Annotated in this window: 11 protein-coding genes; 4 read left to right on the forward strand and 7 right to left on the reverse strand. The window is 38.6% G+C overall.

Going from position 1 to position 13,722, the window contains the following annotated elements:
• Positions 1–2: 2 nt before the first annotated feature.
• From Q8S11_RS04375 to Q8S11_RS04400, 6 genes are all read right to left on the reverse strand, one after another.
• Entirely contained in the window at positions 3–2,495 is a 2,493-nt protein-coding gene (locus Q8S11_RS04375) for an SLBB domain-containing protein (RefSeq protein ID WP_305660851.1), read from the reverse strand.
• A 120-nt stretch (positions 2,496–2,615) separates the two neighbouring features.
• Complete coding sequence (gene gmd, locus Q8S11_RS04380; RefSeq protein WP_305660852.1) at positions 2,616–3,752, reverse strand: GDP-mannose 4,6-dehydratase; 1,137 nt, start codon at positions 3,750–3,752, stop codon at positions 2,616–2,618.
• Positions 3,753–4,041: 289 nt separating this feature from the next.
• Entirely contained in the window at positions 4,042–4,536 is a 495-nt protein-coding gene (locus Q8S11_RS04385) for a transcription termination/antitermination protein NusG (protein ID WP_305660853.1), read from the reverse strand.
• Positions 4,533–5,069 carry a nucleotidyltransferase domain-containing protein gene (locus tag Q8S11_RS04390; RefSeq protein WP_305660854.1) on the reverse strand — a complete coding sequence of 179 codons (537 nt, stop codon included), beginning with the start codon at positions 5,067–5,069 and terminating at the stop codon, positions 4,533–4,535. The genes Q8S11_RS04385 and Q8S11_RS04390 overlap by 4 nt, the downstream gene beginning before the upstream one ends.
• A 215-nt stretch (positions 5,070–5,284) precedes the next feature.
• Positions 5,285–6,226 (reverse strand): GDP-L-fucose synthase, encoded by a 942-nt coding sequence (locus Q8S11_RS04395; protein ID WP_305660855.1) that lies wholly within the window; start codon positions 6,224–6,226, stop codon positions 5,285–5,287.
• A gap of 265 nt (positions 6,227–6,491) precedes the next feature.
• Complete coding sequence (locus Q8S11_RS04400; protein WP_305660856.1) at positions 6,492–7,256, reverse strand: YdcF family protein; 765 nt, start codon at positions 7,254–7,256, stop codon at positions 6,492–6,494.
• A 1,393-nt stretch (positions 7,257–8,649) separates the two neighbouring features.
• On the opposite strand from Q8S11_RS04400, the gene Q8S11_RS04405 reads away from it, so the two are divergent.
• Positions 8,650–8,952, forward strand: coding sequence for a hypothetical protein (locus Q8S11_RS04405; RefSeq protein ID WP_305660857.1), 303 nt, complete (start codon positions 8,650–8,652; stop codon positions 8,950–8,952).
• A 113-nt stretch (positions 8,953–9,065) separates the two neighbouring features.
• Positions 9,066–9,275: a hypothetical protein gene (locus tag Q8S11_RS04410; RefSeq protein ID WP_305660858.1), complete on the forward strand. Its 210-nt coding sequence runs from the start codon at positions 9,066–9,068 to the stop codon at positions 9,273–9,275.
• A 105-nt stretch (positions 9,276–9,380) separates the two neighbouring features.
• On the opposite strand, the gene Q8S11_RS04415 is transcribed toward Q8S11_RS04410, so the two are convergent.
• Positions 9,381–9,605 carry a helix-turn-helix domain-containing protein gene (locus tag Q8S11_RS04415; protein ID WP_305660859.1) on the reverse strand — a complete coding sequence of 75 codons (225 nt, stop codon included), beginning with the start codon at positions 9,603–9,605 and terminating at the stop codon, positions 9,381–9,383.
• A gap of 364 nt (positions 9,606–9,969) precedes the next feature.
• Here Q8S11_RS04415 and Q8S11_RS04420 point away from each other — a divergent pair, with 364 nt between their 5' ends.
• Both Q8S11_RS04420 and Q8S11_RS04425 read left to right on the forward strand, forming a co-directional pair.
• Entirely contained in the window at positions 9,970–10,299 is a 330-nt protein-coding gene (locus tag Q8S11_RS04420; RefSeq protein WP_305660860.1) for a hypothetical protein, read from the forward strand.
• A 199-nt stretch (positions 10,300–10,498) separates the two neighbouring features.
• Complete coding sequence (locus Q8S11_RS04425; protein WP_305660861.1) at positions 10,499–13,720, forward strand: SusC/RagA family TonB-linked outer membrane protein; 3,222 nt, start codon at positions 10,499–10,501, stop codon at positions 13,718–13,720.
• The last annotated feature ends 2 nt before the right edge of the window (positions 13,721–13,722 follow it).

Consider the following 13,722-nt stretch of genomic DNA (forward strand, 5'->3'; position numbering starts at 1 on the left):
AATTATTTAACTAAATTCAAAATAATTACTGCCAAAGAAGCCAATCCACTCGAAATACCAACAATTTCAGCAGCTGACATAGGTCTCTTGTCTACTTTCTTTGGAACAAAAATCTCAGCACCCGGACTCACTTGAGGGTAATTATTAAAAAAAAATATTTTCCTTGTACTCTTAACCGCACCATTAGCATATAATATGTAAGATCGCCTCTTTAATGAACGGTCTGAAAATCCTCCCGACTGAGAAATATAATTTTTAAACCCTCTACCTTTTTCATAAATTATTGTCACAGGTGAAAGGACTTCTCCACTCACTTTAATCGTTTGTAATTGTTTAGGTATAGTAATTATATCCCCTTCTTCCATGATTAGATCATATCCAGATCTGGGCGATGCGAGTATCCTTTCAAGATTAATTCCAACGTTAGTATTTTTTACCGCCTCTTCCGCCTGATCGTCAACATTCGTTGAATCTCCGAAAGTAGCCTGAAGTCGTTTGATCTTACTCAATTTCTCTTTTGCTAAAGCCGCACTATCTGCATCAGCATCCGGGACACCTGGTCTCTTTAAAGAAGCTCCGGGAGTGTATGCAAGAGCAGTCAAGCCTCCTGCTCTTTTCACGATATCTGAAATACGTTCATCTTTATTTAATATAGTATATGTACCAGGGTATAATACTTCACCTTGGATCTTGACTTGTCGCTGAACTTCATAACCGGATGAATTTCTGACAGAAACGATATCAAAAGGCTGCAATACAAAAGCTTCCCTGCTGAATTTAAGATCTCTGTCTATATCTACCTGAAAGACCTCGGCAGTAACAGCAGACTGTGATAACACATCGCTATTTTTAACCCTTCTTGAAACCTCAACACGACGGGCACTTGCACCTTCGGTAAAACCTCCCGCTTGTATAATAAGTTCTTCAAGGGTAATATTTTCTGCAAATGGGAAACGCCCGGGCATCCTGACTTCACCATCTATACTTAAGGTATACTCCTCCCTTAAATCAAAGATGGAAGATATATTGATCAGATCTTCCCTTAACAACTGGATGTCTGGAGAAGTTCCATTTATTACTCCTCCAACATTAAATGACAGTACTTCTATCTGATTGTCGGGCTTTAAACGGGTTATGTACCCCCTTTGCATAAAAGCATCTTCCTTTAAACCTTCAGCCTTTTTAATCAATTGGGAAAGCTTCAAGCCCGGTTCAAGTTCATATTGCCCGGGTCTGAAAATTGCTCCTTCTATACTAACCCGGTTTGCAAATCGTTCCAATACACGGTCGACAAAATACTTATCTCCAGTTGATGGTTTATATTCAGAAAAAGCGTCAGAACTGATGTCAGCAATCCTCCGTTCCGTATCCGTATTTTTTAATACCTTAACTCTTGACTTAAATGCATTTTCCGTGAAATCACCTGCAAAACTAAGAAGATCCTTGAAAGACTCTCCCGGACGTAATTCAAAAATTCCCGGACGTTTTACCTCACCAACGATTTCAATCCGGGATTGATAAACAGGTAAACGAATTATATCCTGATCTTGAAGTCTTAAATTATTAGCAATCTCACCTCGCATCAGAAAATCATAGACATCTATAACTGCTATCTTTTTCCCCCCACGAATGAGCTCAATAGCTCTAAAAGATCCATTTTCTGTAGGGCCTCCTGAAGAATAAAGGGCATTGAATACATTAGCAAGAGAAGGCAGGGTATAAGTTCCTGGCTTAACAACCTCCCCGGTCAGAATTACTTTGATACTGCGGATATTACCGATAGCAACATTGAGATTTGTACTGCCGTTACGAAGACCTCCGTAAACTGAAGTCATTCTGGAGCGAATTCTGGTTGTTGCAGCTTCTATTGTTAGGCCGGAAACAGGAATTATTCCTACATATTGAACATTGATTGTTCCTTCAGGGCTTACTTTTAAATTATAAGAAACTTCCGAATTACCGTAAATATCGATAAGAATTTCATCATTTGGGCCAATAACATAGTTCTGCGGAGTAGCCATATTCAAGTTGGGCTCAAAAGTCAGGTTGGAATTTTTGAACAAATCTGCACCGAATATTTTGGAACGAAGTTCCATTAAAGCTTTTTCGGCTTCCGTCTCCGGATTCTTTTGCTTTGCCAAACTATCTGTTTCATAATTCAGTTGCCTGCCATCTACACCAGCCTTCGGCTGAACCTTATTCGGATCTGCCTGATCTGACTGGTTCTTGTCTCCTTTTTTTATTTTTTCAACCCGATCACGCAACTTTTTTATCTCTTCAGGGCGCATTCCACGAGCCTGAGCTATCTGTTCCAACTGGGCATCACCCATACCATTGGCTTCAGCCTGCCTCATAAATGACCTGACCTGATCATCACTCAACTCATCCACGCGGACATTTCCCATGTTTTGGGGATTTACCTGAGCTAACGCAGGTATGCTGACAACTAAAAGGAAGAGGAAAGCCAGATAGCTTAATGTATGCTTTATTCTCATATCTAAATTAATTCCGCGCAAAGCTAATTAATCTTTAGTTTATATATACACTTAAATAGGGTATTTAATATCCCTAGACTCATTCGGACAAACCAGATTATTCAATGTGGGAGATACCCACTATTCAAAATAATTCAATGTGATAAATCCACCTTTTTTAAGATATTCATCTTTTTGCATTAGCTGAAGGTCAGATAAGACCATCTCTTTAATTAATGCACCCAGATCATATTTCGGTTTCCAGCCTAGCTTCGTATTTGATTTAGTCGGATCACCAATCAATAAATCCACTTCAGTCGGCCTGAAATACTTAGGATCCACTTTTACTACCGTAGTCCCTGGCTTTAAGCTTTCCGCTTTAAGCTTTAAGCTCGCTACTTTAGCCTCATCGATATCAATGATCACCCCTCTTTCATGTTCATCTTTTCCGCTAAACTCTACTTCAATTCCTAATTCTGCAAAGCTCATTTTTACAAAATCACGAACTGTTGTGGTTACCCCTGTGGCAATCACAAAGTCTTCCGCTTTATCCTGTTGCAGGATCAGCCACATGGCCTCCACATAATCCTTTGCATGTCCCCAATCGCGTTGAGCTGATAAATTACCTAGATATAAACAATTCTGCAGTCCAAGTGCAATCTTAGCCGCCGCCCTGGTAATTTTACGGGTTACAAAAGTTTCCCCCCTAACCGGACTTTCATGATTAAACAATATACCATTGCAGGCAAACATATTATAAGCTTCCCGATAATTAACCGTAATCCAGTAAGCATACATTTTCGCAACCGCATAAGGAGAACGTGGATAGAATGGTGTTTTCTCACTCTGTGGCACTTCCTGTACCAACCCATAAAGTTCAGAGGTAGAGGCCTGATATATCCTTGTTTTTTTTTCCAAACCTAATGTACGAACTGCCTCAAGGATCCTTAAGGTTCCAATTCCATCTGCATTTGCTGTATATTCAGGAGTTTCAAAGCTCACCTGTACATGGCTCATCGCAGCGAGATTATAAATCTCATCCGGTTGAGTTTCCTGAATGATACGAATTAAGTTGGTAGAATCTGTCAGATCACCATAATGTAGTTTCAACCTTAGATTACTCTCATGGGGATCCTGATATAGATGATCTATCCGATCCGTATTAAATAAAGAACTTCTTCTCTTGATACCATGGACAAAATATCCCTTATTTAACAGAAATTCAGTCAAATAAGCTCCATCTTGACCGGTAATGCCCGTTATTAATGCTGTCTTCATGAATAGAGTATTGAGTAGTTAGTATTGAGTATTGAGATAGAATAGTTTAATCCGGAAAAGCTTGTTTCCATCAATATTTTTGCTTGATTCATTTTTGCACAAAATTTATTTTAAATCAGAAAAATGCAACTCTGGACAGGCATGGTCATAATGGCCAAACTTCGAGGTAATTAAACTGATTTTTCAAATCTTCAAATTATCAAATCTTCAAATCGACCCACCCACGGCTCCGCCCCTTCAGTCACATTTTCCAATATGACATCTGATAAATTAAAAACTCAGGATTCCCTTAAGAAACCCGTATCTTCTCAACTATATTCTTTCTCAGATCAACCTTCACCTGCAGGCCAAGATCCTCTAAAAGTAAAAGCGCATAATTACCCTTACTCTCCAAAACCTCAGCCTCCTTATCCATCAATGCACCTGAACGTATTCTGATCCTGTCACTCACATTCAGATTTTCTGCTACTATGCTATCATGATCATATTGCATCAACCAGCTTTTAAGAAGATCCATTTCCTTATCCCTTATAACAGCAGGTTTACCGCAGTGATAAACGTAACGAACCACCCCCGGGACTGAAAAAACCCTATCCCGATCCTGATCATCCAGACTAACAAAACAATACGATCTGAACAGAGGCTCCTCCACCCATTTCCACCGGTCGCTCCAGAGTTTCTTTCTTTTTAAAAGCGGACAATATACCTCTATTCGTGATAAAGCCAATTTATCTGCAACGGCCTTCTCATACCGCGATTTTGTATAGATCACATACCAGTTCATGCCAGGTGATCAAATATTAAAACCATTTCCTTACTATGCTTCTCAACATATACCTCTGCATCCACTTCTTCAAAGACCAGATACCTTATCTTCCTTCCAATAAGTGGTTCAGCTTTTTCCACCAGACTACTCAGGTAGTTCCGGTCAATATTGTCCCCTATTATCATCAGATCAATGATATCCGAATCAAGTCCACGTGCAATCATTCCTTCAAGGTATACACGATGCACATTTCCCAATCGGTCAATTACCTTCTCAATAACTTCTTCTATACCAATAAACTTTCTGATAATGCTATTCAGATCCTTGAACAAGGGATGAAGCGTATTTGCCCGATAAAGTTTCTTATTGCCATCTGATTCAGCCAACAATAGCCCGGCTTGTTCAAAGCGATTAAGCTCCTGCCTGATACCATTAGTACTCTCATTAAACTCAGTCTCAAGGCTTCTTAAATAACCCTGATTATTGATGTTTAAAAAGAATTTAAGCAATAACTTAATTCTCGTTTTAGAAGTGATAAGGCTTTCGAGCATGATATTGAGTATAATTAGTACTCATTATATAACTCAAAAGTAATACATATTTTTAGAATGGCAAGAAAGATTTGATGAATTGCCATAGTGCGGTGTATTATTTGAATTTAAGAATCTTTTAATGTCAAAGTAATAATTCTTCGGTCCAATCAGGATTACATCTTGATAATCAATACTTACTACTATACATTTGCTGTTTAGTTGAAACAATTAACCTAATTAGACCTATTCCTCAAATAATCTGCATAAGCCAGTTTAAGCCCATCCTCCAGAAATGTTGTATGTTTCCAACCCAGATTATGCAATTTAGTTACATCCAATAATTTTCTGGGCGTACCATCCGGCTTACTGAAATCATATACCAGATCGCCTTTAAACCCAACCACTTCTTTTACTAAATGAGCGAGTTCACCTATTGTCAGATCTTGACCTGTACCTATATTTATCAGCTCTGTATCGTTATAATTTTGCATCAGAAAAAAACATGCATCAGCCAAATCATCCGCAAATAAAAATTCCCGTCTGGGTGAGCCTGAACCCCAAATGCTAACTTCAGCTGCTTTATTCATTTTTGCCTCATGCAATCTCCCAAGCAAAGCAGGCAAAACATGTGAATTCTCAGGATGATAATTATCATTATAGCCATAAAGATTGGTCGGCATTACAGATATGAAATTACAACCAAACTGATCACGATAAGCTTCACACAACTTAATTCCAGCAATCTTTGCAATTGCATAAGGTTCATTTGTATATTCCAATAAACCCGTCAAAAGATATTCCTCCTTTAAAGGCTGGGAAGCCAGTTTAGGATAAATACAACTAGAACCAAGGAACAAAAGTTTCTTTACACCAGTGACATAAGAGTTGTGAATCACATTATTTTGGATAGCAAGATTCTCATATAAAAAATCTGCGCGGTAGGTATTATTGGCAATGATACCTCCAACTTTAGCTGCAGCTAAGAATACAAAGTCAGGTTTTTCCTTTTTAAAAAAATCTGTAACTTCTGCTTGATTTCTAAGATCCAGTTCAGAGGAGGACCTCACTACCAGGTTAGAAAAACCTTCATTCTCTAGCTTTCTAAAAATTGCTGAACCCACCATTCCTCTGTGCCCAGCTACATATATTTTTGAGATCTTTTTTAATTCATTCATTTTTCTTTCGCTGAGGGATTATTAATATAAAATTTGAGTTGCCAGGTTTATACCTATGCTATCAATAAAACAATCTTTATAATTTAACTTATCATCAAATAAAAAAAAATGATTTGTATAAATATTGTAACCACCAAAATATTAGTGATATAGACTAGTTTTCATATCAAATTTTAATATGGGAGCGAAAATAATAAAAGTAATGGTATTTGGAGAACAAAAGACAGTTATACATACTGGAATAATCATTAAATTATTTAAGGTTTTAACTGTATCCCATTAGTTTATAAAATAAATAGCCCACGATCTCATGCATAAGAATTGCCCATTGTCCTATTGCACTCTCCGAAGGAAGTAATATAGTCTCAAGATCCAAATTTCTGTCACGTGAATAGAAATCAACGGGGTAGGCTATCACACTTATACCTGCCTTTGTAAAACATCCAATTGAACGCGGAATATGGAAGGACGAAGTGACGAGCAAAAAATCCTTACCTAATTTCAGGCTGTCTATCACTTTTTTTGAAAATCTAGCACTTTCTGTCGTGTTTCTGGATTTTTCTTCCAATATTATTGAGGAATCGGGCACGCCACAATACAGGAATACTTTCCTAAGCTCACCAGCTTCTGCTATTTTTACTCCTAGAACCGCTCCAGAACCCCCGCTGATGAGAATTCTTTGAATTTTTCCGGATTTATACAATTGCACTGTATGAAGAACCCGGTCGGCACCTTTACCGAAAAACACCCGGTCAGTAATCCCTTTCCGGTTACTGGCCACCCCGGTCAAAACAATTGCAGTTTCATATTTTTTTAATCCGCTTAACTGGATAGGCTTATCTTCCCATGCTAAGAATGCTTCATTCACAATAAAACTATTGCTGAAAAACAATAGCAATATAATTCCAGTTAAAAACACTTTTTTCTTTGCTGATGGCTTTTTACAAAAAAAAACAGAAAAGAAAATTAGAATTACCCATAATAATGGTGAAAGCAGAAAATCAAGGGTTTTTGATAGAATAAAAAACATATTAAATGAATTATGTGTGTATCGTTTAAGGCTGATTTAAGCAGAACAAATAACTGCAATTATTTTAAACTTCAGTTCACTATCACTAACTTTTGTATGTTATCAGGCCTCTTTTTATTATAAAAATCAATAAATATTTGAAATATCTTTGGTTACAAAATCGTGATACCTTTTGTATCTAAAAAGACAATATTTTATCTTGATTGCAAAGGGTTCAGAGAATGCAATTCAATATGAGGAATTTTATTCTACTCATTACCAAGTTTTCCAATTGGTCTTAATCAAGGCCAAATATTGCTTTACAAAAGTAAATATGAAATCAGAATAGGCCTTCTATCCAAAATATTGAACTGAACTTACTCCATCAACAATCATTTCTGCTAATTGAATATTTTCTGAAGAAAAGCTGCAGATTGGATCTTTGCAATATCTTTAATCCCTCTCCGCTCAGGGCGGAGGGCCAAGATGATCCTTGAATCAACGGCTCAGTAATAAGGGTGAGTCTCTAAAAATGCTGAAACCATTCCATTAATATTATACATTAGGATCTTAATTGTAGTACGTAAGAAACGGCAAATAAATCCTTCTTCAGCAAAATTTCATACTCCTAGTGATGAGATTCTTCGTCGCCTCCCATTTTCTACAAAATCAGAAACTAATCCGCTCCTCTGAATGACAACCATCACAAACGAGCTCAATAGTCCATCGACAAATCCTCCCAATTTGCTCATTTTCAAATTCTCCCGGCGCCTACTGAAACATGCCTTGCAGAACATTGAACACCAGATTTATGCCTTATAATTATTAGTCTAATGGAGCTTAACCCGTCAATTTCCTTCATACATCCGTCAAATGCGATCTATCCCCGTCAGCACTCCTTAAATGTAAAGATCTACTATATTTTTATCGAAAGAGGGCAGGAAAATAGCGCTATCCTTCTGGCCGGTAATTAGTATTCATCTTAAAAATCAGGAAAATGAAACGATTAAAAATTGGCTTCAGTAGAAGTCTCGGTAGGAATTTTTATGCGCCGTCAAGAATGGTGCTTAAAGCTAAACTTGGCATAGCCATAGTGATTATAATACTATTTAGCAGTTGTACAAAAGACGATCTTCCATGCCCGGATAAAAGAGTGAAAGAAAAGTTAAAAGAGTGTCGCGGCTGCAGTGGAAGCTGGGATCTAACTGATACTGTCCCATAGTTAACAAACGGAATTGATAAGAGGGTTCGAGGCCTTCTTATCAATTCCGTTTGTTGTATATTTTAGATAACCCATCCCAAACTGCTGAGATTTTAGGTTTAGCATTCTCCATCAGACTTTATCGAAGGAAAAATACAATGTCACCACTTGTTTGAAATGAATAAAGGAAATTAGCTGACATTCTTTTTTGCCATGAGAAGATCAGAGCTTACTTCTTTTGAATCAACAATCCTGGAACAACTTAAAGAAAGCTGCAGTATTTTGAAACAAATGCGGGATGAACAGCTTGCATGGTACGCCCGAGTTGAAGAGCAAAAAGATCAACTCTTAGACCGCTATGATATAATGCAGAAGTACCACATCAGTGATTCGACCATTTATCGGCTGAAGAAAGATGGCTGTATACACCCCATTTATATTCGGCGAAAGGAATTTTATAGTCTAAATGAAATTCAGCTTCTGCTAAGTCAAAATAAGCTTAAGCGAAATTTTTAATGTTTGCTGAAATAGCAATCCGGAATTTAAGCCTACCATTCCCTCATTCTCTTTTCTATTTTAATAAAGGATGTTTAATATGAGAAAAATATAAACGATCAAAAAATATAGCCATGATAAAAGAAGAAGCTACACGCCGTCTGAATAACTTTCTATCCTCCTATACTCTCCAGGAAAGTACAGAAATGCTAAGCCAGGTATACAACCATATTGAAGGCATACATTTTAGTGCTATTGACAACGGTAAAAAAGACCAAGTGTTGGATTTTTTAGAAGCACTTGAAGAGTTGCTTCCGACCATATATGAACATCATAAAAAGTGAGCTAGACAATAGCCTAAGTATAATTGAAAGCTCACACCGAAGCTAAACTTTACGATAGTTGTATATGGTGTATTACTGTTTATAGAAATGAGAAAATTAGAGTGATCAAAAATCGAATAACTCTTTAACATCTATACCTAAAGCTTTAGCATAAGCATTCACATGACTAATACTTGTATTCACTGATCCTAATTCTGTACGAGCAATCTGGCTTTGTGAAATATTAGATTTTAGTGCCAATTCTTCTTGAGACAATCCTCTTCCCTCCCGGACTTTTTTAAGTTGCTTTCCGAACTTACCTATAAATTCCTGATCTTTTAAATATCCCACAGGAACAAATAGACATTTAGTATATTTAATAATTAATAGCAAATTTGCTATTAAACAAATTTGTTTTTATATTCGTTTAATGATATGATTTAAGAATACTATTATTGCAGTACTTCTAAAATAATTGAGAGACTGCTCATAAGCCTCGCCGCTAAATCTGACAATTTATTCCCAGCGAGAGTAAGTGATGCACCCCGTAACCCTATATAGTAGGGCCGGGGCTCGCTTATGTCTATAGTTGGGATCCATTCTGAAACGGATGGGGGCTTGTCAGAGCCTTGCGACATAGATAGGTGGGTCCCGGCCGTACTAATTATAGGTGGAACTCTCCCTCTAAGGCTCATAGAACCTAAAATAATTATCTATGAGTAAACCAATTCGCAGTTCCTCTGCCACTAAAACAGCTCCCCAGAAGGTGGCTCATTTCTGCCATAACTACACCCTGAAAGAGACTGATGAACTCCTTTGCTGTATGTTGGCAGTTCTAATTGGCGAGAACTATTCCACTCTAAGTAATTTGGCCAAAAAACGTCTGCTCGATTATTTCGAAGCTTTGGAAGAAGTGCTGCCCGCACTTTATGAATTGCAGGAAAAGTTGAAGCATGTTCAGAACCAGGACGGCAAGGAGGATACCTACCAGGACCAGGTGTCAACTAATGATCTCTTCGCTTCATTTAAGAGGCACCCGGAGTGATTGGGTCCCGGCCTTCGCCGGGATCGCCGCAATGACAACAATAGTCTTGGCGATCCCGGCTGTCATCCCGGCGCATGCCGGAAAACAACTAACCAGTTAATTAAATGAAACCTGCATGAGCTTACCGCTCACACAAGGAAAAGAATATAAGCTCATGCAATCCCGCAAGTGCGGGACATAAAAAGCAATTTAAATACTAATGAAAAAAACGATACTAACTATCGTACTGGCCACGCTTTGGTCTGTATTGAACAGTTTTGCCCAGGAAATTCCTGCTGCAAAACCTGTAATTATAATTTCCGGAAAAATAACGAATGAAAAAGGAGATAGGCTACAGGGAGCATCCATCAGAGTAAAAGACAGTAAAATTGCCGGAATAAGCGATGCAAATGGCCATTTCAGACTCAGCCAAGTACCTCCAAACGCGATACTCCTGATAAGCTTTATAGGTTACCTGCCACAGGAAATTCCGGTAGCCGGTAAAGGAAATGAAATCAATGTCACTCTGCTACCGGATGCAGCGCAACTGGAAGAAGTGATCGTGAGCACCGGATATCAGGAGATTCCGCTGGAACGGGCAACAGGATCTTTTGCAAGCATCAGCAAAGAATTGTTTAACCGTCAGGTTTCGACTGATGTGGTCAGCCGGCTGAAAGGAATTACTCCTTCATTGCTGTTTGATGAAAGAAGCGGATCTACCAAACTGAGCATCAGGGGTAGAAGTACCATCTTTGCGAATGACCAGCCACTGATTGTACTGGACAACTTTCCGTATGAAGGCGATATCAATAACATTAATCCGAATGATATTGAAAATATCAGCATTTTAAGGGATGCTGCTGCTGCCTCTATCTGGGGTGCAAGAGCCGGTAATGGTGTTATAGTGATCAATACGAAAAAAGGAAGCCTCAGCCAGCCCTTAACAACAGAATTTCATTCCAACCTTACCCGGATGCAGCAGCCTGACCAGTTCTATCAGCCACGAATTACTACCTCCGATTTTATTAATACAGAGATTCTCATGTTTCAGCGGGGGTTTTATAACGCTGATTTGAATAATTCCACTACTCGCCCGCCAATATCTGAAGTTGTAGACCTACTGGATCGTAACAAAAAGGGACTTATAAGCAATTCAGATATGGAAAGCAGGATAAATGTACTCAGAGGGTATGATCTGCGGAACGATCTTGCTGAGTTGATGTATCGCAAAGGCACCAACATTCAGAGCGCACTCAGTTTGAAGGGAGGGGCTGAGGATCATACTTATTATTACTCGGCAGGTTTCGATAATAATTTATCTAATGCAATTGCTAATGATTTTTCACGTCTGACTTTGAATACCAGCCAGATCTTTCGGCCGGTAAAAGGCTTGCAGCTTAACGCCTCATTAAACTTTAGCCAGACTAATTATAATAAAAATAACACGCTACAGGAACTCGTAACCGGAGGCCCATCGGGCAGGGTTCTATATCCTTATACCCGTCTGATTGATGAAAATGGAAATCCGCTGAGCATTACCAAAGATTACCGTAATTCCTACAAGGAGGAAGCTTTCGGGCAAGGTTACCTGGACTGGCAATTTCGCCCATTGGAGGAATTGGAATTGCCTGGCCAGCGAGTGCAGAGTAATGATATCAGGTTCTTAACCGGGCTCAGATATCAACTCGGGAAATTATTTAGTACAGATATCAAGTATCAATATCAGCGTCAATGGGAAAATGGCAATTCCCTGAATAGCATCGATTCTTACTATACCCGGAACCTGATTAACCGGTATACCAGTAAAAGTGGTAATGACATAATCAGGAATATTCCTGTCGGAGGCATACTCGATCTTAGCCGATCAAATCTTGATAGCCATAATGGACGGGCGCAACTAAATTACAATCATAATTTCAAACAACATTCTATCAATGCATTGGCTGGAATAGAAATAAGGGAGATTGAGACTGCATCTAACAGTAATCGGGTATTTGGTTATGATCCGAATCTGGGATCTTCTGTTGCGATAAATCCTACCACTTCATTTCCACTTTCCCCTAATGGCAACGGATTGATTTTAGCTGATCCCTCTATCTCTGAGACACTTAATCGGTTTAGGTCGTATTTTACTAATGTTGCATATACCTTAAATAACAAATACATCTTTTCAGCAAGTGGCAGAATCGATCAGTCAAACCATTTTGGGGTCAGCAGCAATCAAAGAGCCGTACCATTATGGTCAGCCGGCCTAAAATGGGATCTGGCATCTGAGGAATTTTACAAACTTGATTTTCTGCCAACTCTAAGGTTAAAAGTTACTTATGGTTATAATGGAAATATTGATAAAACAGTGACAGCCTTAACCACAGCAAATTTTACCCGAAACAGCCAAAATGGCTTGCCTGCAGCAAATATTAATAACCCACCTAATCCGAACCTGAGATGGGAAAAAACCGGCATATTGAATTTAGGTATTGAATTTGGCAGTAAAAATGGAAGGCTAAACGGAAATTTAGAGTACTATAGCAAAAAAGGAATAGATCTGATAGGTCAAAACCCGCTTGATCCAACTTCCGGTCAAACATCGTTCCGGGGTAATGTAGCCAATATGAAAAGCAGCGGGATAGATCTTGAGTTGCGTAGTTTAAATAGCGATGGAAAGCTCAGATGGGAAAGCAACATGCTATTCAGTTATGCTACTGATGTGGTTACAAGCTATGCCATCAGTCCGGTTTTTGCCTCATATATGGCTGATGCCAGTCTCACAGGAAGTCAGTCTTCCTTCTCTCCTACCCCCGGCAAGCCTCTATTTGGAATTTATAGTAAACAGTGGGCAGGATTAGATCCTAACACAGGAAATCCGATGGGATATGTCCAGGGAGTTCCAAGTACGAATTATTCATTATTGAACTCCTCGTCCGGACAAACCGTCGATAGCCTTGTATTTCACGGAAGAGCTTTGCCACCTGTTTTTGGTGCCTTAAGAAATTCATTTAGTTTAAAAGGATTTACCATCTCGGCAAATATCACCTACCGCTTTGGCTATTATTTTAAAAGGCGTTCAATTGAATACAGCACCTTATTTTCTACCGGTCGAAGCCATAGCGATTATGCTTTACGCTGGCAAAAAGCCGGAGATGAAGCCTTTACTTCTGTTCCCGCTTTTCCGGCAGATAATAATAGTGCAAGAGACAACTTTTACCGAAATGCTGAGATTCTGGTTGAAAAAGGTGACAATATTAGGCTTCAGGATATCAACCTGAGCTATGATTTGACAAATAAGCAGTGGACCAAAATGCCCTTTAGAAAACTGTCTATGTTTATCTATCTCAATAATGGAGGCTTAGTATGGACAGCAAATAAGCAAGGAATTGACCCTGATTATCCGAATATGAAGCTCAGCCGATCCATCGCTTTCGGACTCAGGACAACCTTATAAAA

Source organism: Daejeonella sp., assembly GCF_030695525.1.
Taxonomy (GTDB): Bacteria; Bacteroidota; Bacteroidia; order Sphingobacteriales; family Sphingobacteriaceae; genus Daejeonella.

What these genes read in the sequence shown, in the direction of transcription:
- Q8S11_RS04425 (WP_305660861.1), top strand. Translation starts at nt 10,499, where the DNA reads ATGAAAAAAACGATACTAACTATCGTACTGGCCACGCTTTGGTCTGTA.
- gmd (WP_305660852.1), bottom strand. Translation starts at nt 3,752, where the DNA reads ATGAAGACAGCATTAATAACGGGCATTACCGGTCAAGATGGAGCTTAT.
- Q8S11_RS04395 (WP_305660855.1), bottom strand. Translation starts at nt 6,226, where the DNA reads ATGAATGAATTAAAAAAGATCTCAAAAATATATGTAGCTGGGCACAGA.
- Q8S11_RS04375 (WP_305660851.1), bottom strand. Translation starts at nt 2,495, where the DNA reads ATGAGAATAAAGCATACATTAAGCTATCTGGCTTTCCTCTTCCTTTTA.
- Q8S11_RS04400 (WP_305660856.1), bottom strand. Translation starts at nt 7,256, where the DNA reads ATGTTTTTTATTCTATCAAAAACCCTTGATTTTCTGCTTTCACCATTA.
- Q8S11_RS04385 (WP_305660853.1), bottom strand. Translation starts at nt 4,536, where the DNA reads ATGAACTGGTATGTGATCTATACAAAATCGCGGTATGAGAAGGCCGTT.
- Q8S11_RS04410 (WP_305660858.1), top strand. Translation starts at nt 9,066, where the DNA reads ATGATAAAAGAAGAAGCTACACGCCGTCTGAATAACTTTCTATCCTCC.
- Q8S11_RS04405 (WP_305660857.1), top strand. Translation starts at nt 8,650, where the DNA reads ATGAGAAGATCAGAGCTTACTTCTTTTGAATCAACAATCCTGGAACAA.
- Q8S11_RS04420 (WP_305660860.1), top strand. Translation starts at nt 9,970, where the DNA reads ATGAGTAAACCAATTCGCAGTTCCTCTGCCACTAAAACAGCTCCCCAG.
- Q8S11_RS04390 (WP_305660854.1), bottom strand. Translation starts at nt 5,069, where the DNA reads ATGCTCGAAAGCCTTATCACTTCTAAAACGAGAATTAAGTTATTGCTT.